16 protein-coding genes are annotated in these 24,795 nt (G+C 37.2%); 9 read left to right on the forward strand and 7 right to left on the reverse strand.

Features of this window, described 5'->3' with window-relative positions; translation table 11 throughout:
- Positions 1 to 10: 10 nt before the first annotated feature.
- The 5 genes from JOD96_RS20950 to JOD96_RS20970 all read right to left on the reverse strand — a co-directional run bounded on the left by JOD96_RS20950 (position 11) and on the right by JOD96_RS20970 (position 5,184).
- On the reverse strand, positions 11 to 1,150 hold the full coding sequence (locus JOD96_RS20950) for a hypothetical protein (protein WP_209566188.1): 1,140 nt from the start codon (positions 1,148 to 1,150) through the stop codon (positions 11 to 13).
- On the reverse strand, positions 1,151 to 2,284 hold the full coding sequence (gene glf / locus JOD96_RS20955; RefSeq protein WP_209566189.1) for a UDP-galactopyranose mutase: 1,134 nt from the start codon (positions 2,282 to 2,284) through the stop codon (positions 1,151 to 1,153).
- Complete coding sequence (locus tag JOD96_RS20960; protein WP_209566190.1) at positions 2,281 to 3,420, reverse strand: glycosyltransferase; 1,140 nt, start codon at positions 3,418 to 3,420, stop codon at positions 2,281 to 2,283. The genes glf and JOD96_RS20960 overlap by 4 nt, the downstream gene beginning before the upstream one ends.
- A 283-nt stretch (positions 3,421 to 3,703) precedes the next feature.
- Positions 3,704 to 4,423: a YqjF family protein gene (locus JOD96_RS20965; RefSeq protein ID WP_209566191.1), complete on the reverse strand. Its 720-nt coding sequence runs from the start codon at positions 4,421 to 4,423 to the stop codon at positions 3,704 to 3,706.
- A 5-nt stretch (positions 4,424 to 4,428) separates the two neighbouring features.
- Positions 4,429 to 5,184 (reverse strand): SDR family oxidoreductase, encoded by a 756-nt coding sequence (locus tag JOD96_RS20970; RefSeq protein ID WP_209566192.1) that lies wholly within the window; start codon positions 5,182 to 5,184, stop codon positions 4,429 to 4,431.
- A gap of 260 nt (positions 5,185 to 5,444) precedes the next feature.
- Between JOD96_RS20970 and JOD96_RS20975 the strand changes: the two genes are divergently transcribed.
- Positions 5,445 to 6,140 carry a DUF421 domain-containing protein gene (locus JOD96_RS20975; RefSeq protein ID WP_209566193.1) on the forward strand — a complete coding sequence of 232 codons (696 nt, stop codon included), beginning with the start codon at positions 5,445 to 5,447 and terminating at the stop codon, positions 6,138 to 6,140.
- Positions 6,133 to 6,834 carry a DUF421 domain-containing protein gene (locus JOD96_RS20980; protein WP_209566194.1) on the forward strand — a complete coding sequence of 234 codons (702 nt, stop codon included), beginning with the start codon at positions 6,133 to 6,135 and terminating at the stop codon, positions 6,832 to 6,834. The genes JOD96_RS20975 and JOD96_RS20980 overlap by 8 nt, the downstream gene beginning before the upstream one ends.
- A 79-nt stretch (positions 6,835 to 6,913) precedes the next feature.
- Here JOD96_RS20980 and JOD96_RS20985 read toward each other — a convergent pair whose 3' ends face one another.
- Complete coding sequence (locus JOD96_RS20985; RefSeq protein WP_209566195.1) at positions 6,914 to 8,479, reverse strand: helix-turn-helix domain-containing protein; 1,566 nt, start codon at positions 8,477 to 8,479, stop codon at positions 6,914 to 6,916.
- Between the two features lie 664 nt (positions 8,480 to 9,143).
- Between JOD96_RS20985 and JOD96_RS20990 the strand changes: the two genes are divergently transcribed.
- The 7 genes from JOD96_RS20990 to JOD96_RS21020 all read left to right on the forward strand — a co-directional run bounded on the left by JOD96_RS20990 (position 9,144) and on the right by JOD96_RS21020 (position 23,972).
- Positions 9,144 to 9,848, forward strand: a complete 705-nt coding sequence (locus JOD96_RS20990; protein WP_209566196.1) for a hypothetical protein — start codon at positions 9,144 to 9,146, stop codon at positions 9,846 to 9,848.
- Between the two features lie 7 nt (positions 9,849 to 9,855).
- A complete protein-coding gene (locus tag JOD96_RS20995) occupies positions 9,856 to 19,269 on the forward strand; it encodes an Ig-like domain-containing protein (protein WP_209566197.1) in 9,414 nt (3,137 codons plus the stop codon).
- Between the two features lie 62 nt (positions 19,270 to 19,331).
- On the forward strand, positions 19,332 to 20,240 hold the full coding sequence (locus JOD96_RS21000) for a type IX secretion system membrane protein PorP/SprF (protein ID WP_209566198.1): 909 nt from the start codon (positions 19,332 to 19,334) through the stop codon (positions 20,238 to 20,240).
- Positions 20,241 to 20,242: 2 nt separating this feature from the next.
- Entirely contained in the window at positions 20,243 to 22,201 is a 1,959-nt protein-coding gene (locus tag JOD96_RS21005; RefSeq protein ID WP_209566199.1) for an OmpA family protein, read from the forward strand.
- A 245-nt stretch (positions 22,202 to 22,446) separates the two neighbouring features.
- Entirely contained in the window at positions 22,447 to 22,812 is a 366-nt protein-coding gene (locus JOD96_RS21010) for an SPW repeat protein (protein WP_209566200.1), read from the forward strand.
- Between the two features lie 115 nt (positions 22,813 to 22,927).
- Entirely contained in the window at positions 22,928 to 23,308 is a 381-nt protein-coding gene (locus tag JOD96_RS21015) for a response regulator (protein ID WP_209566201.1), read from the forward strand.
- A 187-nt stretch (positions 23,309 to 23,495) separates the two neighbouring features.
- Entirely contained in the window at positions 23,496 to 23,972 is a 477-nt protein-coding gene (locus JOD96_RS21020; RefSeq protein WP_209566202.1) for a hypothetical protein, read from the forward strand.
- Here JOD96_RS21020 and JOD96_RS21025 read toward each other — a convergent pair whose 3' ends face one another.
- Positions 23,973 to 24,701: a GntR family transcriptional regulator gene (locus JOD96_RS21025; protein WP_209566203.1), complete on the reverse strand. Its 729-nt coding sequence runs from the start codon at positions 24,699 to 24,701 to the stop codon at positions 23,973 to 23,975.
- Between the last annotated feature and the right edge of the window lie 94 nt (positions 24,702 to 24,795).

A 24,795-nucleotide genomic window follows, 5' to 3' on the forward strand; every position in this document is an offset into this window, starting at 1 on the left:
TGATTAAACGTTATTTAAAAAAATCAACAAATTGATTAAAAAAGTTTTTCCTGAAATTGGGCTGCGCATGCACCAAAGCATCAATATAAGGCTGATGCGGAATCCGGTTGCTGTTTTCATCAAGATCCCAGATCCCACATTCACAGTATTTTGTCAGATCATCCCAATCTGGCCTGTCTGTTACAGGATAAATACAGATTCCTCTTAAATCAACCCCGTTTTTTTGGGCTAATAAACATTCAGAAGTAACTTCATTCAGCCACTCAATACGTCCGGATCCAAAATGTCCTGTTTCTGAAATAAATACAGGTTTTTGATAGCGTTTATAGACTTCCTGCAATAGTTCTGAGAATGGAATCCTGGATTGCTGCTTATCTGGCCAGTCGAGCGGTTTTCCGCTTATTTCCCATTGGCAGTTCCAATAATAATTAAATCCCAGAATTTCCAGAAGCTCTTCAGAACCACCAAGTTCGGGACACATTCTTCCGGCAATAATATCCATTGCCTGATATTGATTTTCGTTTAAGGCAATGGCTTCATTTACAGTTTCCGGACCCGAAGGATGAACTCTCACCAAAGGTTCGACTATAATAACATGGCTTTCAGGATCGATTTTTTTTATTTTTTTTATACCTAAGATCGCAGCCTTGCACAAATGATACTTAATATCCCAGCCACTGTTTACTGCAAAAGGAACCGTGCCCCTTACATCGCCGGAATGCCAGGATAAAAAACTAATTTCGTTGATGGGAACAACAAACAAATCCTGTTTTGAATGTTCTTTATAAAACAAGGTAAAAGCTTCGCATAATTTTTCAAAGCGATTGCAAAAATGTGGATGCGTAGGGTAAATTCCGTCTGGATAGCCAAAATGAATCAAATCCCAAATTTGCTGAATTCCAAACTTTTCTGCAGCCTGCATTCGGTTGAGAACACCAGAAAAGTCAAAAACTCCGGGAGATTTTTCTACAGCACTCCAGCAAATACCTTCACGAACGGTTTTGATACCAATCGCAGACAAAGCTTCATAATCCTCAGAAAAACGAATATCATGCTGTGTTTCTTTCAAAAGGTTAATTCTTTCGCCAGAGCGGTTAATATGATCCGCACATTCGTAACCTCCCATAAAAAAAGTAGTAAAAAGATCCATCTAAACAGCTGTTTTATAAATAATTTTATTTTCTAATTTATTAAAAAGATCCAGTGCATTTTTAAAAGCCTGATCCATATTAAAATACTTATAGTTGGCCAGTCTTCCTACAAAATGAACATCCACGAGTTTGTCGGCCTCTTCTTTATAGCGTGCATAAATTTCCTGATTGCGTGGGTTTGGAACCGGATAATATGGCTCTCCTTCGTCTACGGTAAATTCTTTTACTACAGTAGTTTTATCTGATTTTTGATTTCCAAAATGTTTGTATTCTATAATTCTGGTAAAATCAACTTCCGTTCCCGGATAATTTACTACAGAGTTTTCCTGAAAAAATTCGGCATCGATTGTTTCACTTACAAAGTTGATCGAACGATATTCGAGTTTTTCAAGAAGACTGTGTTTAAACTCAAAAAAGCGGTCTACAGGTCCGGTATAAAACAATTTTTCGTAGTTAGTATACTTATCTTTTACATCAAAATAATCCGTTTCCAGTAAAACTTCGATATTTGGATGATCCAGAATTTTTTCAAATAATTGTGTATAACCACCTTTTGGCAATGCCTGATACGTATCAGAAAAGTAACGATCATCATCATTAGTTCTAACCGGAATTCGTTCTAAAACCGAGGCATCAAGTTCGGCAGGATATTTATCCCATTGTTTTTTTGTATAATGTTTAAACATTTTTTCGTACAAAAAAGGGCCCACACGACTCAAAACAGCTTCTTCACCATTTGAAGGTGTGGCAATTGGTGAACGGTGTTCTTCAAGCCAGGTTTTCATTTCTTCTTCGTTGGAAATCTGAGTGCCAAATAACTTATTTACAGTTGTAATATTTACAGGAATCGGCACTGTTTTATCATCAACTCGGGCAATAACTTTATGCTCCCACGGATACCAGTCAGAAAATTGGTTGACATATTTCCAGACCTCTTCTTCGTTGGTATGAAATATATGCGCCCCATATTTAGAGACTAAAATGCCGTTTTCATCAATATAATCATAACAGTTTCCTGCAATATGATTGCGTTTCTCAATAATTAAAACTTTTTTTCCAATAGAGGCGTACCGTTCTGCAAGTACAGCACCAGAGATTCCGGCACCGATAATTAAAATGTCTATTTGTTTCATTTTGCAAATTTTTTAATGATTGATTCCATTTTATCAGCGGTTGAATCCCAGGAGGTTTTCTCCAGGATATTTTTGTATTCCATTTGAATTTGAGTATGATCTTTTGTAAGCAGGGTTTCTATAGCATCACAAAATTCACCCTCGTTTTCTATTAAGGTAACACTCTCACTATAGTCGCGTACTACATCTGTAATTTTGGTAGAAATGATGGGTTTTCCCGCTGCCATATATTCTAAAGTCTTGGTCGGACTTATGTATTTTGTAGCATCATTTAAGGCAAACGGCATCATGGCAATGTCAAAAGCTTTTAAATAAGTAGGAAGTTCATCATAGGATTTCATTCCTAAATAATTAATATTAGTTTCTTTTGGAAGGTCAGCATTTTCAATTTTAGCCAAAGGGCCAATCATTACAAAAGAAACATTTGGCAGTTTTTTGGCACAGTTGCGAAGTAGATCTAAATCAATACGTTCATCAATTACACCGTAATAGCCCACAATTGGTTTTGGTATATTGGTAATGTCCTCTGCTATAGTAATTTCTTTTAAGGCTTGCGCAAAATGTTCCTGATCAACAGAACTTGGAAAACAATATACATTTGAGTGAAGTTGTTTTTTAGCTTCATACAATGATTTTCCGCCAGTAAAGACAATTTCAGCATGGGCCATAAGATATTTTTCCTGATTAATAAGATGGACAGGAGCACCTTTAAATAAAGAAAGTTCATCCATACAATCATATACTACAGTTTCAAAATTGATTTGTTCCAACAAAGGAGCAAATGAAGCGGAGTAAAACCATCCAATAGGAATCGTTTTGTTTTTTATGTAAGCAGGCAAAATATCTATTATTGATTCTATATCTTTTACAAACGGTTGTAAAACATGTAGTTGCTCACTAATAACTAGTAGATTTCCAGGCAGGTTTTCATCCTGATTGGCAGGAATTGGCTCTTCAATAAATAAAACTTTCATTTTAGATGCCAATCTGCTAATAATATGCTGTGGGCGTTGGTACACAAACTGCCATCTTAGATGACAAAACACAATCATATCATAATACTGTTGTCCGCAGTTATTAATCAAATCTGTTTTTGCAGTAGTGTTTTTTTTAGTATTCTTTAAATTGTTTATCATGATTTATAAGTGATTAAGTATTTATTTGTAAAGAATTATATAAAGATTACTCCTCTTTTTATGTGTAAATGTATTTTGAGTATTGGTTATTTTCTTACAAAAAAAATCACTTTGCTTACATAATTTACAGGTATTTTACATGAAGTTGATGCGAATAAAGTTTTTGATAATAATTTTTAAGTTAAAATTGATATGCAATAGACTAAATGTTTTCGGAGGCTTTTACAATGTCAATGATTAGATGCTCCAATTGAAGTATTAGGAACATAGCTAAATATGGATATCACGCTTTTTCCTTTCCCCATAAAATTACATCCAGCTTTTCAGCATATTGAATTTTATCAGGAAAAGTACTTATACTGTATTGTCCTGCATTGTATGAGATATCATTTATGGTGGCACTTAAATCTTGAAGTTGCCATTCTTTGTGGTGAATATCAAATCTGCAGATTTCATTACCACATGTCTCATATAAACAATGTCTTTCGGTCAGCCAGAAATCTAAAGGCGTTTTTTCTTTTAATGGCCGTATTTTTCCAATTGTAATATCAAGCCGCTGGTTTAGAGCTTTGTTTTGGGAAACCATTTTTTTTGGAGTCCGTGTTATTTTAGATTTTTTATACGGTAGCCCAAGAAAAACCCGTGTGAGTAAAACTTCAATTAATTTATCTGTTTCGATTGAAAACATATAAATTCCAGGCTTTCCGTCTTTGATTACATATGTTCGTAGATTTATCTCGTGAAAGTTGGAAATATACCAAAGAGGGGGTGTATTTTTTAATCTCATATTTCTCACTTCAAAAGCAACAAGAGAAACCCAAGCCATATTATTGAAAGTATCCAATTCAATTCCTTTTGGTATATGTTCTTGTAAAAAATAGGCAGGAACTTCCCAATGACAGAAAATAGTATGGTGCCATTGCTGAAAATATTTCCATTTTTTCTCAGGAAGCGGGTACTCTCTGTTGCCTGTACTTGCTAATATTTCGTTTGTATTACTCATACCGTTTAAATAACTTGTAAGTGAGGTCTAACCTGAAGGCTCACAACATCGGCACGTTTCGGCTGTGAAAGACAAAATAAAACGCTCATGGCGATATCCTCAGCTTCAAGCATTTCCATTTTTTTAACTTGCTCGCGCTGTTCTTCTTTTGGTGCAGGCTGCATATCACTCGTCACAGCGCCGGGTTCGATAAGAGAGACTTTTATTCCAAGTTCGTTTACTTCTTTTCGCAGTGCAGCACTGAATCCTCTTATGGCAGATTTTGTTGCCACATAAACAGTTCCTGTTTCTTCGTGTGTTTCTGCGCTCATAGAACCAATGTTTACGATATGGCCTTCATGCTGGGTTTCCATTCTTGACACAGCTTCTTTAGTAAAGGATATATATCCAAGGATGTTGGTTTCAAGAATATATTTAATATTTTCATACTCTTCCTCCACGATTCCGTCCGCAGGTAAGGCTGCATTATTAATCAGAATATCAATTCCTCCAAGAGTATTGTCAATTTCCTGCCAGATAAGTTCAATATCTTCTTTTCGTGTAATATCAGCTGTAATGCCATACACTTTGCCTTGTGCCTGAGCGTTAATTGAATCAATTGCCTGATCGAAGTCGTCTTTGTCCCGTCCAAAAATAAAGATATGGCCTCCAAGTGAAGCCAGGAGTTCTGCAGTTGCTTTTCCGATTCCTGTTGTACCGCCCGTAATAACAATACGTTTACGGTCTATATTTTGTCCAAAATAGTTTGATAAGTTTTCCATATAACTTTAGGGTTTTTATAATTGCCGTTTTTGATTAATTCTTTATTAAAGTCAAATTTCTATTTTTAAAAAAAATCTATTTTATATAATACCGTATAAAACTTACAAAAATCTAAGATGTGCCTTAGAGTGTTTTATTTCAATTTTACTCTATAGGTTGAATTATATGTGAATTATATAAACACTCTTTACAATGATATAAACAGAATTTTAAAAAAGAAGGCACTTTTATAATCCTAATTACAATTAAATCGGCTGTTATGGATAAGGATGATGTAAAGATTACTGACTGGTATCGAATTTTATTTGGAGAAGCACCACCTGAAATTATTGTGGAAGTAACCATTCGCAGTATCATTTTATATATGGCATTGGTATTTGTAGTACGATTATTGGGAAAACGCACGAACTCCATATTAACCATTACTGAAAGGGCTGTATTTATCACACTCGGAGCTATTGTCGCAATGCCCATGCATGGGCCAGCTCATGGAATTGTTATTGGCGTGATCGTTTTACTGACAATTTTGGTGTTGCAGCGCAGTCTTACCCGAAGTTTTTTTATCAGTAGAAGCTGGGAAAAACTGATGCAGGGTCAGGTAGCTATTCTTATTAAAGATTCAGTTATTGATATTGAACAGTTAGAAAAGCATTTTATTTCGAGACAGCAGTTATTTGAGCTTTTGCGCGAAAAGGAAATAAGACATTTGGGGCAGGTTAAAAGAGCTTATATTGAAGCCTCGGGAACAATGAGTCTTTACAAATATAAAGAGCCAAAGCCCGGGTTATCTATACTTCCGGTAAAAGATATTGACGCAATTATTGTAAAAGATGAAAAACACAACGCCTGTTCCTGGTGCGGAACTGTTGTGGATAAGAGTTATGTGTCGCAATGCTTTAATTGCGGACATAATCACTGGGTTGAACCTTCAAAAGAATTTTTAAAAGATGGATAAGGACGATATCAAATTAAGCGATTGGGAGCGTATTTTTTTAGGAGAAGTGCCGCCGGAATTTATTCTGGAAGTCATTGTAAGGATATGTTTTATTTATATCATACTTGTTATATCGCTTCGGCTTTTAGGAAGACGCATGGAAGCTATGATCAGCAGGGGCGAAATGGTAACATTGGTAACGCTTGGTGCATCGGTTGGTGTTGCAATCCATACTCCTGAACGGGGACTTCTGCCATCTGTAACGGTTATACTTATCATTATTTCGCTACAGGCATTACAAGCCTATATTACTTCAAGAAACTCGAATGCAGAGCGAATTTTATTAGACGAGATTTCAACTTTAGTAGAAAATGGGCGTTTGATAATTAATGAAATGAAAAAGAGCAGGATTACCCACGAACGTCTTTTTGCCGCTTTACGATTAAAAGGTATAATAAATCTAGGTTCAATTCAGCGTGTTTATTTTGAATCTAAAGGGGTTTTCTCAATAGTTACCTATAGCGACGAAAAGGAAAGACCTGGGTTATGCCTGTTGCCTGAGGCTGATCAGGATTTTAGAAATGAAGTTAATTACGATGAGAATTTCATTGCATGCCGAAACTGTGGCAATACAGTTGCAAAAAATAATTTACCGCATAGGTGTAGTGTCTGTGATGTAAACGAATGGGAAACTGCTGTTAAAAACAATTCATAAAATTATTTAAGGTTCATTTATAATAATGCTACTGCTAAGTATGAAGGCCAGGAAGCCGGCAGGTAATTACAACACCAATCTATTTATGTTCTTCACGTTCTTTTTGAAGATAGGTAATAAAGTTTAATGGAGAAACACCGGTTACCTTTTTAAAAGTTATTGTAAATCTGCTATGTGACGAGAAACCGCATTGATCTGCAAGATAACTTATTTTATATTTTAAATATCTGTCGTCATTTTTTAACCGATCGATAATATAATTTATTCGCAATTCATTTATATAGCCGGCAAAATCTTTTGATTTATGTTTATTAATGACATAAGATAAATATCGCTGGTTTATATTAAGTTCGGCAGCAACAGAATTTAAGGATATATCCTTGTTGAGGTAATAATGTGATTTCTTAAGTTCCTGAAGGCCATTTAGAATACTAATTTCTGTCGCTTCCGGCATATATTCCTTAGCCTCTTTTTTAAGCGTTATTTCTTTATATTCTTCCTGATTTTCTTCTTCATTTGAAAGGGTTAATGCACTTTTATCGATAAAATTTTTAAATTTTTTATAATCCTGTTTTCTTCTAAAGATGTAAATTCCTATTGTAAGTAAAACAATAAAAACACAAATGCCAATAATAAAAGCCGTATTCTTACGGTAACTAGACTGGCTGTCTGCCTGTTTTTTGCGAAGACTCTTAATTAAATCATCTGCAATAATTTTACGGTTGTATTCATCATCCTTATTCAGCTTTACATTCATTTCATTATAAGCAATGTACTTTTTGTTATCCGTTTTTTTATAAAGCTCCAGTAAAGAAGCATATACCTCCTGCTTTAGTGCAAAAAAATTGGACGCGTCTGCTATCTTCTCTGCTTTTTGGTAATGCAGCAGTGCCTTATTATAGTTGCCTGTTGAAGCATAGACGTTTCCGTAGCCATTATAGATAAAACCTTTCAAAGGACTGTTTGGCAATTGAGACACTTCAAGTTCTTTTGATGCCTTGTCATAATAGAGCAATGCTGAATCAACCTTTTTCATTAAAAGATAACTTTTTGCAATGAGCTCATCGTTGACAGCTGTCTGAAAATTAACATCAATGTTGGAGCCGGCTTTTTTGAAGGATTGATTTCCTGCTTTAAGGTTTGAAATTGCTTTTGAATAGTTTAAAGCATGCATCTCGTAATAAGCTATTTCCTGAGATAAATTTCCAAGGAACTTATACCTTTCATTTTTATCCTCTATTTTTCTGCTTACAGCAACTGCTTTTTGCAAATGAGTTTTCCCGATACTGTAAATTTCATTTTCCCGATACAGGGTAGATAAGAAACCATTTATTCTGGCCTGCATAGTAGGGTTCCCGTCAATCGTCCCTATACTGTCTGCACGTTTTAAAGTTGCAATTGCATCATTGCGCAGACCGTACTGACGCAGAAGAGTGGCTTTCAGCATGCATGCCTTGATTCTTTCCAGATTATTTTTTGAAATACTGTAGAGATAATCGGTATTACTTAAAGCTTTTTGTGGATTTGAACTTAATAATACCTGAGCGGTTTCAGCAAAGATCTTGTCGTATTTTGAGTTTTGCGAGTAATTGAGCTGATTTGAAATAACAACAATAATGAATAATAGAAAAGATTTTAAGTGCATATAGATAAAGTAATGGAATTAACAGGTGAAGGCTAATACAAGCAGAGTATTTACTCTAATTAATTTTTATCAGGTTTTCTGATCTTTTATTTGAAACTCACTCTTAAAATTACACCTGCGATTTTGATTAAGACTTAGCGACAAAATGATATTTCTAAGTTAGACAAAATTATGACAAGTTTATCAATTCTATACTTTATTAACAAGATTAAATCTTTAAGTTAAAAACAATATTAGTTTAAATTAAAATAATAGCTTTTTTCTCATAAATACTAATTATTATAAGATCTAATCAGCAACAATTAATAAATATAATTTGTTCTCTAACTGCCTTTTTCCATTTTAGGAAACTCGATTCCTTCGGTTTTATTTTTCTCTTTTTCCTTTTAAATTTCAGTGCATAAAGGCATTAATTAGTTAGCAACCAAAGGTTAAAATATCATCCAGAGCTTCAAGGATTATTAACCAACCAATATTCTTTATTAAAACACAAGATAAATGTGTTTTTTGTAATCAATTGTAAATGAGTTGATTGTGTATTTTTTTGTCATAAAATATTTTTCTTATTGCGTAATTGGTAAAGGATCAGGCTTATTTACGGGTTATGTAAATGCTACTTTCGCACCCGATTAGCAAATAGCTAGAACAACTAAATTTTCATTTTATGACAACGACTAATTACTGGAAATCCTTCAGTTTTAAAAACGAAAAACTTCTAATTTATTTTTTATTGTACAGCTTGTTTTTTAGTTTCAAATCGACAGCCCAAAACAATTTCAACCTTCAGTCTGAGCAATTTTACAAGACGATTTCTTTTGGCGAAAAAATTGATTTTGGAAACATTGATTCAGCAGTGACCTGGAGAATTACAAATTCTAAAAGCAATATCAGTACTTTTTTGAGTGGTAATGATATTAATAATTATGAGTTTTTGGAGCCAGGGATTTATGATATAAACTTTCAGGAAAATAAAAAACACAAGGGAGAATGTGATCATGCAATGTTTGCAGAAAGGTTCCGTATTAAGGTAGAAGCTGTCAAATTATCCTTTGATTTTTCAAAAATTAAATTCTCAGAGAAGCTTGCAAAAGGAAAAAACTACACAGATTTGATAATTAGTGTTCCGGTAGAAATTACTTCAAAAGATAATTCGATTATAAAGTTACCCGCTCCGCAAATGTCAGTTGCCGGAATTGGGGTTTTACTGGTTTCAGAGCCGGTCGAAAAAGAGATTTCCTTAAACAAGAAAACTCAACTATTGAAATATAAAGTGTCAGGAATTATTAATAATGAAGCGTATTTAATGTTTGACTTTTATGATTTCAATAATGAAGCAAAGACCTATAATCTCCCTCAGAAAATAAAATAGTACACTTATGATAAAAAACTACTTTACTTTAAAAAAAATACCGAACTTAAAAAATACAATCTATATACTGGTTGTTTTTTTTGTATCCATTGAGACATCCAATGCTCAGTGCGCTACACCGGTAGCAGGTTGTTCCAATACGGATTTATCCAATTTCGGATCAGCATCAAATAACAATGCAGCAACAATAGAGTATGATAACTTTGTGTCAAGCTGGCACTCGACAGTTGTTAGAACCTCAGACGGTTCTTTTCAGGTTTGGGGAGAATATCTTGCCAACAGTGGAAATACAAATTTATTTTCACCTGTAACTTTAAATGCAGTAAATTTTCCGGCTTTAACAGGAACTCCTTTAAAAGTTGGTCTGGGTAGTACATCTCAATTCAACGTTCAGGGAATTGTGCTGGCTACAGACGGTTTATATGCCTGGGCTACAGAAGGGATTGTTCTTGATAATTCTCTTACTTCAGGTTCAGCTTTCCAGAAACTAACAATTGGAGGAAACAGTACAGGTCTGCCAACAGGAGTTGCTCCGGCAGATGTAAAAATGTTGTTTGTAACGGCTAAAACCGTAGCAATTACAACATGTGGAGGAGATGTGTGGGTGATTTCGCAAACAGCAAGTGTGCGAGGTAACGGAGCAGCAGGTACGTCTGCTGCTACATGGTATAGAGTTACAACTTCTGATGCAGGAAACCCATTTTTGACTGATGTTGTAGCTTGTAGAGGAAGCGTTGATGGCCTGATGGCATTAAAGTCTGACGGAACAATATATGTGTGGGGAAATAATGTGTTATTGGGAGATAATTCGGCAAAAATAGCAAGCCAGACTACAGCAATAAAAATGACATTGCCAAGTTCTGTTGCGCCAAAAATGATTGGCGCAACAGGAGCCACTAATTCAAAAGCGTACTACGTTTTAATGACGGATGGCAATTTATATGGAGTAGGCGAAAATTCTACTAAAGAGCTAGGAGACTGGTCTACTACCGACAGGTTAGGATGGGTTCAGCCCAGATATTCTAATGTTGCGACCGATGTGATGGCAGATATTAAATGGTTTAGCTCTCAGGAACATGATAGTCAGTATGGCGCTGTTAATGTAATTAACAACAATAAAAAGCTATTTGCATTTGGAAATAGTAATAACTCTTTGCTAGGGAGAGGAACAGGTGCAAGTGATCCGGGAATGCCTGGTGGTTTAACAGGCAGTGAAGATATTTTGGCTGTTGAAACGGGAGGTCATACCTCAATGATAGTTAAAAGTTGTGAATCAAAATTTGGTTACGTTGGTCATAGAACAAACGGTAGTATGGGTAGTGGTGCCACGAATACTGTGGTAGAATCTAACTATACTTTTGCTACAGCTAATGTGCAGATTTGTGGTGCAGAATCCAATCCTGTAATTCAGCCTGTTTCTACCGGAGGAGGACCTGATTCAAAATATTGTATTGATGATCCTGTTTTATTAAATCCAACTCCAACCGGTGGTACATTAAGCATCATAAGTGGTCCGGGTACTTTGGCAGGAAACACTTTGAGTTTTACCGGAGTAGGTACAGTAGTAGTTCAATATTCAGTAGTTACTACATGTGGAGGGACATCAGTAACAACCAGAAATTTTGACGCTGCACTTTGTCCCGCAGATCTTGAGGTTACAAAAGTGGTAGATAATACTACTCCAAGTGTTGGAGGCAATAGTGTGTTTACAATTACAGCCAAAAACAACGGCCCCTATAAAGCTACAGGTGTTACAATAAATGACGTTCTTCCTGCAGGTTATACTTTTGTTAGTGCAACGCCTTCTACAGGTACGTGGACAGATCCAAACTGGACAATTGGAAGCCTTGCAAACGGTACAAGTGCAACCTTGTCGATTACGGCTACAGTTAATGCAACAGGAGCATATGCAAACACGGCTGCTATTTCAGGAAATAATCCTGATGGTACTACCGCAAATAACTCTTCAACAGCAACACCAGTAATCCAAACGAATCTTTCGGTAACAAAATCAGTAGATAATACGACACCAAATGTCGGGGATAATATTACTTTTACAATTACAGCTTCAAATGCAGGACCGAGTGCTGCAACAGGAGTTAAAGTTACAGATGTACTTCCTTCAGGATATACTTTTGTTAGTGCAACACCTTCAACAGGAAACTGGTCAGCGCCGGAGTGGACTATTAGTAATCTTGCCAATGGGGCAAGTGCAACACTTAACGTGGAAGTGACAGTAAATGCTACAGGTAATTATACTAATACAGCAACTATTTCAGGAGAGCAAAACGATCCAACTCCCGTTAATGATTCGGGATCTTCTACGCCAGCCGTAAATCATGCCCCAATAGCAAATGATGATGATCGTACAGCTTCTCCATTAGATGAAGACGGAGCTGACGGTACTATTAATATACTTACAAATGATACAGATCCGGACGGAAATCCTACTGCACCAGTTAATGGAGCAGGTCAGTTTACGGTAGATTTAGATCCTGTAACACCAGGAATTCAGACTTCATTTTTTGATGCTAAAGGTGATTGGACTTTAAACACCGCTACTGGAATTGTGACTTTTAATCCAGCAAATAATTATAACGGAACAGCAAAAATTACTTATACTTTATGCGACAGTTATGGATTATGTGATTCTGCTGATATTACATTTTTAGTAAATGCTGTAAATGATAATCCTGTTGCAGTTTCGGATTCTTATACTGTTGCAGAGGACACGACTTTAACATTAAACCCGTTAACAGCAGACAGTGATGCTGACGGAGATACCCTAACAGTAACGTCAATTAACGGAACTGCGCTTACCGGTACAACTCAGGAAATCACCGTTCCAAATGGAAAAGTGGCTATATCGGCTACAGGCGTGATTACTTTCACACCGGACGCTAACTTTAATTCGGCAACAGCCATCAATTTCCCTTATGTAATCAGTGATGGAAACGGCGGAACAGCTACGGCCAATCAGATAATCACCGTTACGGCTGTAAATGATAATCCTGCTGCAGTATCAGATTCTTATACTGTTGCAGAAGACACAACTTTAACCTTAAACCCATTAACGGGAGACAGTGATGTCGATGGTGACACCTTAACGGTAACGTCAATCAATGGAACTGCCCTTACCGGTACAACTCAGGAAATCACCGTTCCAAATGGAAAAGTGGCTATATCGGCTACAGGCGTGATTACTTTCACACCGGACGCTAACTTTAATTCGGCAACAGCCATCAATTTCCCTTATGTAATCAGTGATGGAAACGGCGGAACAGCTACGGCCAATCAGATAATCACCGTTACGGCTGTAAATGATAATCCTGCTGCAGTATCAGATTCTTATACTGTTGCAGAAGACACAACTTTAACCTTAAACCCATTAACGGGAGACAGTGATGTCGATGGTGACACCTTAACGGTAACGTCAATCAATGGAACTGCCCTTACCGGTACAACTCAGGAAATCACCGTTCCAAATGGAAAAGTGACTATATCGGCTACAGGCGTGATTACTTTCACACCGGACGCTAACTTTAATTCGGCAATGGCGATCAGTTTCCCATATGTAATCAGTGATGGAAACGGTGGGACAGCTACGGCAAACCAGTTAATCACAGTTACGGCTGTAAACGATAATCCTATTGCAGTATCAGATTCTTATACTGTTGCAGAGGATACAACTATAACCTTAAACCCATTAACAGCAGACAGTGATGCTGACGGAGATACCTTAACGGTATCGTCAATCAACGGAACTGCCCTTACAGGAGTTGCCCAGGAAATCACAGTTCCAAACGGAAAAGTAACTATATCGGCTACAGGCGTGATTACTTTCACACCGGATGCTAACTTTAATTCGGCAACAGCCATCAATTTCCCTTATGTAATCAGTGATGGAAATGGAGGAACAGCAACAGCAAATCAAATTATCACCGTTACGGCTGAAAATGATAATCCTGTTGCGATATCGGATTCTTATACTGTTGCAGAGGATACAACGATAACCTTAAACCCGTTAACGGGAGACAGTGATACTGACGGAAATACCCTAACAGTAACGTCAATCAACGGTGTTAACCTTACAGGTGGTGTTCAGGAAATCACCGTTCCAAACGGAAAAGTGACTATATCGGCTACAGGCGTGATTACTTTCACACCGGACGCTAACTTTAATTCGGCAACGGCGATCAGTTTCCCATATGTAATCAGTGATGGACAAGGCGGAACAGCAACGGCTAATCAAATTATCACCGTTACGGCTGAAAATGATAATCCTGTTGCGATATCGGATTCTTATACTGTTGCAGAGGATACAACGATAACCTTAAACCCGTTAACGGGAGACAGTGATACTGACGGAAATACCCTAACAGTAACGTCAATCAACGGTGTTAACCTTACAGGTGGTGTTCAGGAAATCACCGTTCCAAACGGAAAAGTGGCTATATCGGCTACAGGCGTGATTACTTTCACACCGGACGCTAACTTTAATTCGGCAACGGCGATCAGTTTCCCATATGTAATCAGTGATGGACAAGGCGGAACAGCAACGGCTAATCAAATTATCACCGTTACGGCTGAAAATGATAATCCTGTTGCGATATCGGATTCTTATACTGTTGCAGAGGATACAACGATAACCTTAAACCCGTTAACGGGAGACAGTGATACTGACGGAAATACCCTAACAGTAACGTCAATCAACGGTGTTAACCTTACAGGTGGTGTTCAGGAAATCACCGTTCCAAACGGAAAAGTGGCTATATCGGCTACAGGCGTGATGACCTTCACACCGGACGCTAACTTTAATTCGGCAACAGCCATCAATTTCCCTTATGTAATCAGTGATGGAAATGGAGGAACAGCAACAGCAAATCAAATTATCACCGTTACGGCTGAAAATGACAATCCTGTTGCAGTATCAGATTCTTATACTGTTGCAGAGGATGCAACAATAACCCTAAACCCATTAACGGGAGACAGTGATGCTGACGGAGATACCTTAACGGTAACGTCAATCAACGGTGTTAACCTTACAGGTGGTGTTCAGGAAATCACAGTTCCAAACGGAAAAGTGACTATATCGGCTACGGGCGTGATTACTTTCACACCTGATGCTAACTTTAATTCGGTGACAGCGATCAGTTTTCCTTACGTAATCAGTGATGGACAGGGAGGAACAGCTACGGCCAATCAAATTATCACCGTTACGGCTGAAAATGATAATCCTGTTGCAGTATCAGATTCTTATACTGTTGCAGAAGATGTAACTATAACCTTAAACCCGTTAACGGCAGACAGTGATCTTGACGGAGATACCTTAACAGTAACGTCAATCAACGGAACTGCCCTTACAGGTGGTGCCCAGGAGATCACTGTTCCAAACGGAAAAGTAACTATATCGGCTACAGGCGTGATTACTTTCACACCGGACGCTAACTTTAATTCGGCAACGGCGATCAGTTTCCCATATGTAATCAGTGATGGACAAGGCGGAACAGCAACGGCTAATCAAATTATCACCGTTACGGCTGAAAATGATAATCCTGTTGCGATATCGGATTCTTATACTGTTGCAGAGGATACAACGATAACCTTAAACCCGTTAACGGGAGACAGTGATACTGACGGAGATACCCTAACGATAACGTCAATCAACGGAACTGCCCTTACGGGAGTTGCCCAGGAAATCACAGTTCCAAACGGAAAAGTAAGTATATCGGCTACGGGCGTGATGACTTTCACACCGGATACTAACTTTAATTCGGCAACAGCGATCAATTTCCCTTACGTAATCAGTGATGGAAACGGGGGTACAGCTACGGCTAATCAAATTATCACCGTTACGGCTGTAAATGATAATCCTGTTGCAGTATCAGATTCTTATACTGTTGCAGAGGACACGACTTTAACCTTAAACCCGTTAACAGCAGACAGTGATGCTGACGGAGATACCTTAACGGTAACGTCAATCAACGGTGTTAACCTTACAGGTGGTGTTCAGGAAATCACAGTTCCAAACGGAAAAGTGACTATATCGGCTACGGGCGTGATTACTTTCACACCTGATGCTAACTTTAATTCGGTGACAGCGATCAGTTTTCCTTACGTAATCAGTGATGGACAGGGAGGAACAGCTACGGCCAATCAAATTATCACCGTTACGGCTGTAAATGATAATCCTGTTGCAGTATCAGATTCTTATACTGTTGCAGAGGATACAACTATAACCTTAAACCCATTAACGGCAGACAGTGATGTCGATGGTGACACCTTAACGGTAACGTCAATCAATGGAACTGCCCTTACCGGTAAAACTCAGGAAATCACCGTTCCAAACGGAAAAGTAACTATATCGGCTACAGGCGTGATTACTTTCACACCGGATGCTAACTTTAATTCGGCAACGGCGATCAGTTTCCCTTATGTAATCAGTGATGGAAATGGAGGAACAGCAACAGCAAATCAAATTATCACCGTTACGGCTGAAAATGACAATCCTGTTGCAGTATCAGATTCTTATACTGTTGCAGAGGATGCAACAATAACCCTAAACCCATTAACGGGAGACAGTGATGCTGACGGAGATACCTTAACGGTCACGTCAATCAACGGTGTTAACCTTACAGGTGGTGTTCAGGAAATCACAGTTCCAAACGGAAAAGTGACTATATCGGCTACAGGCGTGATGACCTTCACTCCGGATGCTAATTTTAATTCGGCTACAGCCATCAGTTTCCCATATGTCATCAGTGATGGAAACGGCGGAACAGCAACGGCAAATCAGATCATTACAGTTACGGCTGAAAACGATAATCCAGTTGCGGTATCAGATTCTTATACTGTTGCAGAGGACACGACTTTAACCTTAAACCCGTTAACAGCAGACAGTGATGCTGACGGAGATACCCTAACAGTAACGTCAATCAACGGTGTTAACCTTATAGGTGGTGTTCAGGAAATCACAGTTCCAAACGGAAAAGTGACTATCTCGGCTACAGGCGTGATGATCTTCACACCGGATGCTAACTTTAATTCGGCTACAGCCATCAGTTTCCCTTATGTCATCAGTGATGGAAACGGAGGAACAGCAACGGCAAATGAAATTATCACCGTTACGGCTGAAAATGATGCACCAATTGCAAACGACGATACAAACGCTGGTGTTTCATCATTAGCAGGAGCAACGTCAATTAATGCACTTTCAGCAACAGATATTGACGGGACTATCGCTGCGTACATTGTTGTTAGTTTACCAACAAATGGAGTATTATCACTGGCAGGAACGCCAATTACGGTTAATCAGATTTTAACACCTGCTGAAGCAGCGACGCTAACTTATGATCCAAGCGGAACTTATACTGGTTTAGATACTTTTATATTTACTGCAACAGATAATCTGGGAGCAGTTTCAGGGTCAGCAACAATTACAATTCCGGTTGTAAACAATGCTCCTGTTGCAAAAGATGATACTAATGTTACTATTCCTTCGGGAGCAGGTGCTACGGCAATTAATGCCTTAACAGCGACAGATTCTGACGGAACGGTTGTGAATTATATTGTAGTAACATTACCATCAAATGGAGTATTAGCACTATCAGGTACACCAATTTTAGTAAATCAGGTATTGACACCTGCGGAAGCAGCGTTATTGACTTACGATCCAAATGGTGTCTTCTCAGGCAATGATACGTTTACATTTACAGTAACAGACAACAATGGTGCTGTAGATAGTACGCCAGCAGTAATTACGATTCCAATTGAAAAAGCGGCGCTTAATGCAATTAAAGACGAAGTTGCTTCAGTTGTAGGTATTAACGAAGTTGTTGATGTAATTAACGTTTTAGACAATGATACTTTAAACAACAATCCAGTAGTACTTTCTGATATTAAGTTAGTAGTGCTAATTCCGGATCCAAAAGGACTATTGACATTGAAACCGGATGGAACAGCTCAAATTGCTCCAAATACTCCGGCAGGAACTTACGCACTAACTTACCAAATCTGCGAAGCAGCAAACAGCAGCAACTGTACAACTACAACAACCACGGTAACTGTTATAGCACCTGAAATGACTGTAACAGCAGATAGCTACTGTGCAGACAATACAGCTTATGTTACCTACAAGGTTACTGCTGATAATTTTACACCATCAGGATTAGTAACTATTAACTGGATTGACAGTGCTAATAATATTGTAGCAACACAAAATAACATGCCTTTAAACGGTACTGTGTTGTGGCCTGGTGCTGTAGTAGACAGTAATAACAAACCAATCGACTGGCCAGGATGGGTTCTTGTAAACGGACAGTGGACAGAAGGTAATGACGGATTTGAATTAACAAGACCGGCTGTTACAATGCAGTTTACATTAAATCCTACTAAATCTGTAGTCGTAAATTATCCTTCGGCAGCAGCCGGATGTAATGCAAGACCGCAATTTGGAATCGTAGCCGAAAATGATGATGATAATATTATCGCAGATGGTATTAACGGTTCATTGCAAGTAATCAATGTTTTAGACAATGATAAATTAAACGGAGTTCCGGTTAATCCTGCAAATGTTATTGTAACAGGACAAAATTTACCGAACGGAATTACTTTAAATGAGGATGGAACTATAGATGTAGCACCTGGAACCAAAGGTGGTAACCATACTTTGACATACCAAATTTGTGAAAAAGCAAATACAAACAATTGCACTACTGCAACAGTTCACATCTTTGTTGAAACACCGGCAGTCTCACTTATTATGAAAGCATCATTAAATGATAACAACGGAAATGGAATTCCTGAAGCAGGGGAAACTATAACGTATACTTTCACGGTTAAAAATACGGGTAATACTGCACTGGAAAATGTTCTTATTAAAGACCTTTTACCCGGAGTAGTAATCAACGGTGGTCCAATTAATTTGGGAGTTGGCGAAAGCGACACCTTTACATTTACCGGGACTTACACTTTAACTCAGGCAGATATAAATGCAGGTGTAGTAAGTAATCAGGCAACAGTTTCAGGACTTACTCACAGCGGTATTACTGCAACCGATACTTCAGATTTTGAGAATGAAGGCAGTGATAAACCAACTCTAACCAACTTAAACGGTTGCGCTATAGAAATCCATAATGCAGTTTCTTTAAACGGAGACCAGAAAAACGAGAGATTTTATATTAGAGGAATTGAATGTTATCCTGAAAATACTGTTCAGATTTACAACCGTTGGGGTGTGCTTGTTTTCGAAAGAGATCATTACAACAACAATGATGTGGTATTTAAAGGTTTTTCAGAAGGAAGAACAACTGTAAAAGAGTCAAACGGTTTACCCGAAGGAACATATTATTACATCATAAGATACAAGGATAATCAGTCTAAGCCTCAGGAAGAAGCGGGTTATTTATATCTGACCAGATAATATTTCATATTAATAAAAATGGCTTAGCTAATAAGTTAAGCCATTATTTTAAAAATAAAAAAATGAAAAAATTAACTTTAGTTTTATTGTTTTGTTCTGTGGCAGGTTTTGCACAGCAGGATGCGCAGTTTACACAATATATGCACAATACCATTAATATAAATCCTGCCTACGCCGGTTCGAGAGGAGTTATGAGTATTTTTGGATTGTATCGTACACAATGGGTTGGACTTGATGGAGCGCCTGAAACCAGTACTTTGTCATTAAACACACCAGTAAATGATAAGGTTGGATTGGGATTTTCATTGGTAAATGATAAAATAGGACCAACGACTGAAAATAATTTTTCAGCCGACTTCTCTTATTCCATTCCAACATCTGCCACAACCAAACTTTCTTTTGGTATAAAAGGATCTGCCAATATTTTTAACCTTGATCCAAACAAACTGAATCCGGAACATCAGGGAGATCCTCAGTTTTCGAACTTCAAAAACAAATTTTCACCAAATGTAGGGGCAGGAGTATACTTGCATTCAGACAAAGGTTATGTAGGTGTGTCGGTTCCTAATTTTATCGAAACAAATCGTTTTAATGACAATGAAACTGCAATATATAAAGAGCAGATTAATTATTATTTAATAGCCGGTTATGTGTTTAATCTGGATCAGTATGAAATGATAAAGTTTAAACCCGCAGTATTAGCTAAAGTAATTGAAGGTTCTCCGTTACAGCTTGATGCATCTGCAAATTTCATGTTTAATGAAAAATTTGTTGTTGGTGTTTCATACAGATGGAGTGCAGCGTTAAGCGCAATGGCTGGATTTCAGCTCAATAAAAGCCTTTATATTGGCTATGCTTATGACAGGGAAACAACCAGGTTAAACAACTACAACTCCGGCTCTCATGAGATATTCCTTCGTTTTGAATTTATGAATAGTTATAACCGAATTACATCACCAAGATTTTTCTAATTATGAAAATGAAAAAAATAGTACTCATCCTCTTTCTGTCACTTTTTTGTTATCAGGCAATTGCCCAAAAAGCACTTTTGGCAAAAGCAGAAAAAGAATATAATAATTATGCTTTTGCAGATGCCATAGAAATTTATGAAAAGCTGGCTGCAAAAGGATTTGAAGATGAAAAAATGTTCCAGCGATTAGGTAACGCCTACTATTTTAATGCTGAACTGCCAAAAGCAGCAACCTATTATAGTAGGCTTTTTGCCTTAAATGCAAAGCAGGAGCCGGAATATTTATACAGGTATGGTCAGTCATTAAAATCGATTGGGGATTATGCAAAAGCAGATAAAATGCTGGAAGAGTTCGTTAAAAAGAGCAACACTGACAGCAGGGGAATTTTATTCCAAAACAATAAAAATTACCTGGAACAGATTAAATTAAATTCTGGCCGATTTGAAATTTCGCAGGTAACTCTAAATTCAGAGAATTCAGATTTTGGAAGTGCATTTTTCAATAATAACCTGGTTTTTAGTTCTGCCCGAAAAATTGGAAAAAAAGAAGGCAAAACATTCAAATGGACCAACAAATATTTTTCCAATTTATATATAGCATCTATTAATCCAGATGGGGATGTCGTTAATCCGGTGCTTTTAAACAAAGAGATTAATTCTAAATTTAATGAATCGACTCCCGTGTTTACCAAAGACGGAAAAACAATGTATTTTACCCGAAATAATTATCTGGAAGGAAAACGAGGTACAGATGACAAGAACATTACATTATTAAAATTGTATAAAGCAAATCTGGTAGATGGCAGCTGGTCAGATATAAAAGAACTGCCATTCAATAGTGATAAATACAGTACAGCACATCCGGCTTTAAGTCTGGATGAAAAGAAACTGTATTTTGCATCAGACATGCCCGGAACTTTAGGACAGTCTGATTTGTATAGCGTTACGATTAATGCCGACGGAACATTCGGGAAACCGGAAAATCTGGGCGCTGGAATTAATACAGAAGGAAGAGAAACTTTCCCTTTTATTTCAGGAGATAACCAATTGTATTTTGCAACAGATGGGCGTCCTGGACTTGGAGGACTGGATATTTTTGTTTCGAAAATGCTGGAAAACGGAATTTTCGATCAGGTTCAGAATATTGGCGAGCCGGTAAATACTACATTCGATGATTTTGCTTTTATTATTAATAGCAATACCGGCAAAGGCTATTTTTCTTCCAACAGAAAAGGCGGGGCAGGCAATGACGATATTTACAAATTTACAGAGACCAAAAAACTGGTTTGTGAGAGAACTTTAACCGGAACTATTTCTGACAACAAAAATGTAGTACTGCAAGGTGTTACAATAAAGTTGCTAAGTGAAGATAATCAGGTAATTGATCAGGCAATAACTTTACAGGATGGAAAATATAGCTTTAAAGTCAATTGCAATAAAGAATATTCAGTTGGGGTAGAAAAAGAAACGTATTTGGCGAAAAAAAATACAATTATTATTTCAACAGGTTTAGAAAACAAGCTGGATTTTAATCTTGAAAAAGAAAAAATTACAGCCATAGAAATTCCGGAAATAAAAACGATTAAAGTAGGAACAGACTTAGCTAAAACGCTGCACATCTCAATGATTTACTTTAATTTAGGAAAATGGAATATTACTGATGCCGCTGCAATAGAACTGGAGAAAATTTTAGCTGTAATGCAGGAATATCCGCAGATAAAAATCGACATCCGTTCGCATACTGACAGCCGCTCTTCAGCCAAATCAAACTTGGTTTTGTCTGATAAACGAGCAAAATCAATCATGGCATGGCTTGTTGCAAAAGGCATCAAGGCCGATCGATTGAATGGAAAAGGTTATGGTGAAAGCAAATTGATAAACAGATGTAAAGACGGCGTTAAATGTTCTGAAGAAGAACATTTAAAAAACCGAAGAAGTGAATTCGTAATCTCAGCTATGTAATTTTAGAACAGATTTTATACCCAAAACAATCCCACAGTAAATACTCTGTGGGATTGTCTATTTATAGTATAAAATAAGATAGTCTCATTATGAATATCGCAAAAACATTTTTGGCTACCGATAGAAATTTGTATCAAAAAAAATTAAACTGAAAATTATATAAAGTACCCGTCAGAAAATGTAAGGTCATGCATAAGTTGCCAGAGTACATTTGCATCATAATGCAATATCAAATTTGAATCCTTATGAAATTTTTAGATACGAGACTCCATGGGTATGTGGATTATGCCCTGGCGACCCTTTTACTTTTTATACCTGCTATCTTTCGCCTTGAAGTCAATACGGCGCAGAGCATTATTTTTTATATCTTTAGTATATTTACGTTCTTTCTGAGTCTGCAGACTGATTATGAACACGGACTTTATAAACTTTTGCCCATGCAGGCCCACTTGTTAATAGAAATTCTCTCAGGTTTGTTTCTTGCCGCATCGCCGTGGATTTTTGGATTTTCGGGTGTAGTTTTCGTTCCACATCTGCTATTTGGGGTGCTCGTGATTTTGATCGGGCTGATGACAACGCCAGAGAGCAGCAGATTGAACAGGCTGTATTAAGAATTGCAGCGATTTTTTATTGAAAGGATTGAGTATTATATTTGTTGCATAACGAAGTTTCCTTTAAGCAGGATCATATAGCAGCCAAAAGAATTTTTATTTTAAATCTTAATATATGTCATATAAAAATATATTATTAATTGACGATGACACCGACGATACCCTGCTATTCGTTGAAGCTGTAAATGCAGTAAATAAGGAGGTAGTCTGCCGGACCACGCTGAATCCTGCCAAAGCATTGGAAGAATTATCGACACTGGAGGATTTACCCGACATCCTCTTTTTAGATTATAATATGCCTGTTGTAAACGGATTGGAATTTATCCAGCGCATGCAGAACATAGAGAGGCTCAGGCATATAGAGGTCATTGTAATGTCGACTCCTCCCGAGGATGTTATGGTGGCATGGTTTGGCAGAAACAATACTTCGGTAAAGTACATTTCCAAACCCAACAGCATGGAGGAACTTATAGAAATACTTCGGGAATTACTATAATGTAATATTTCATTATAAAGAACACTTCAATCTGGGAATCATTTTAAACGAATTCTGATGGTCAGCTGATTTTGATTTTCGCAATAGATATAAAGAGATTAATTAGTATCTTTCTCCCGATAAATTGCTTGACAAAATAATCTGTCTGTGACAGTTAATAACGATCGGGCGAAACCAGTCCATGTTTATGAAATACACAAGACCGATACTGTTATTGCTGCTTTTTTTAGTCCATTTTGCCAATGCGCAGTCGGGTGATAATTTTGAAGAGGAAAGCCGGCTAACCAAAACTGAAATGCAGACGCTCAAAACGCTGTTCCAAAAAATGATTGACAGTCCGGATTTTTTAAGAAAGGATCAAATTTACGACACCGTAATTCCGATGCTTAAAAAAGACAGAGAGGATATTCGCAACTTTTTTGTGTACGGGAAAGAAATAGGCCCTGTGGAAATTCAAAAATGGGCGGAAAAGAATGTACAGCCAGAAAAGATCGAAGAAGCTGTAAAACTAATGAATGAATTTCCGGCTCTTATGGCCAGAATTAAAGCTGATAATGCGGTTTATGATGAGCTTTTGCAGAAGGCCAACCTCGCTGAGTGGCAGGAAATAGAAAAACCGTACACCAAAAGAAGGCTTGGAGGTGAAGTAAATAAGCACAAATAATTATCGTTCAAATTCAAGTGTATAGGTAAAACTATCTGCCTTATAGTATCCAACGTTCCATTCCAGAGGTCGGCTGCCGGGATCAAAAACAAATCTTTTGCGCTTTAATATTGGTTCTCCCGTTTTTATTTCCAGTTTTTCAGCTAAAACAGCATCTGAACTGATAGCACTAATCTCTTCTTTGGACAATTTTGCAATTGAGTTATAATCCTGTTCCAGTATTTCATATAAAGGACGTGAAAAATCCTCATTACCTGTCAATCCAATTCTGGGGTTAAAATAAGATATGAAGTAAACAAAAGGATATTCGGCTTTGCCTCTTAATCGTTCTAATTTTAAAATCTTAACATCATCTTTAATATCAAAAAATAAACAAAGCTCTTCAGTCGGTTTTACCCAGCTCAAATGCAGCTCATAATTTTTGATTTCTATACCCAATGCTTTCATTTCCTGAGAAAAACTCAGCCAATTTTGAGCTTTTGAAATAATTGAACTTTTTTTTGCAAATGTTCCTACTCCTTTTTTTCTCACAAGCAGCCCTTCATAAACCAATTTATTTATAGACTGGCGCAAAGTACTTCTGGAAATCCCCAATTGTTTAGACAAATCCATCTCATTTGGTAATTTTACCCCTTTTTGATACTTTTCAGCCGTAATTTCGATTCTTAATTGTTCTTCAATCTGAACATGAAGCGGAATAGGACTACTGTGATTTAATGTTATTTTCATGCTTATTTATCCAATTCATTACGAATCATTCATTTTTGTTAAACATTTAAAATCAATGCATTCACACCAAAAAGAGTAATGTCAATCGGCGATA

The organism is Flavobacterium sp. 1355 (assembly GCF_017833415.1).
In the GTDB taxonomy this organism is placed as follows: Bacteria; Bacteroidota; Bacteroidia; order Flavobacteriales; family Flavobacteriaceae; genus Flavobacterium.

Coding starts and splice junctions, on each gene's coding strand:
- JOD96_RS20950 (WP_209566188.1), bottom strand. CDS start 1,150: ATGGATCTTTTTACTACTTTTTTTATGGGAGGTTACGAATGTGCGGAT.
- glf (WP_209566189.1), bottom strand. CDS start 2,284: ATGAAACAAATAGACATTTTAATTATCGGTGCCGGAATCTCTGGTGCT.
- JOD96_RS20960 (WP_209566190.1), bottom strand. CDS start 3,420: ATGATAAACAATTTAAAGAATACTAAAAAAAACACTACTGCAAAAACA.
- JOD96_RS20965 (WP_209566191.1), bottom strand. CDS start 4,423: ATGAGTAATACAAACGAAATATTAGCAAGTACAGGCAACAGAGAGTAC.
- JOD96_RS20970 (WP_209566192.1), bottom strand. CDS start 5,184: ATGGAAAACTTATCAAACTATTTTGGACAAAATATAGACCGTAAACGT.
- JOD96_RS20975 (WP_209566193.1), top strand. CDS start 5,445: ATGGATAAGGATGATGTAAAGATTACTGACTGGTATCGAATTTTATTT.
- JOD96_RS20980 (WP_209566194.1), top strand. CDS start 6,133: ATGGATAAGGACGATATCAAATTAAGCGATTGGGAGCGTATTTTTTTA.
- JOD96_RS20985 (WP_209566195.1), bottom strand. CDS start 8,479: ATGCACTTAAAATCTTTTCTATTATTCATTATTGTTGTTATTTCAAAT.
- JOD96_RS20990 (WP_209566196.1), top strand. CDS start 9,144: ATGACAACGACTAATTACTGGAAATCCTTCAGTTTTAAAAACGAAAAA.
- JOD96_RS20995 (WP_209566197.1), top strand. CDS start 9,856: ATGATAAAAAACTACTTTACTTTAAAAAAAATACCGAACTTAAAAAAT.
- JOD96_RS21000 (WP_209566198.1), top strand. CDS start 19,332: ATGAAAAAATTAACTTTAGTTTTATTGTTTTGTTCTGTGGCAGGTTTT.
- JOD96_RS21005 (WP_209566199.1), top strand. CDS start 20,243: ATGAAAATGAAAAAAATAGTACTCATCCTCTTTCTGTCACTTTTTTGT.
- JOD96_RS21010 (WP_209566200.1), top strand. CDS start 22,447: ATGAAATTTTTAGATACGAGACTCCATGGGTATGTGGATTATGCCCTG.
- JOD96_RS21015 (WP_209566201.1), top strand. CDS start 22,928: ATGTCATATAAAAATATATTATTAATTGACGATGACACCGACGATACC.
- JOD96_RS21020 (WP_209566202.1), top strand. CDS start 23,496: ATGAAATACACAAGACCGATACTGTTATTGCTGCTTTTTTTAGTCCAT.
- JOD96_RS21025 (WP_209566203.1), bottom strand. CDS start 24,701: ATGAAAATAACATTAAATCACAGTAGTCCTATTCCGCTTCATGTTCAG.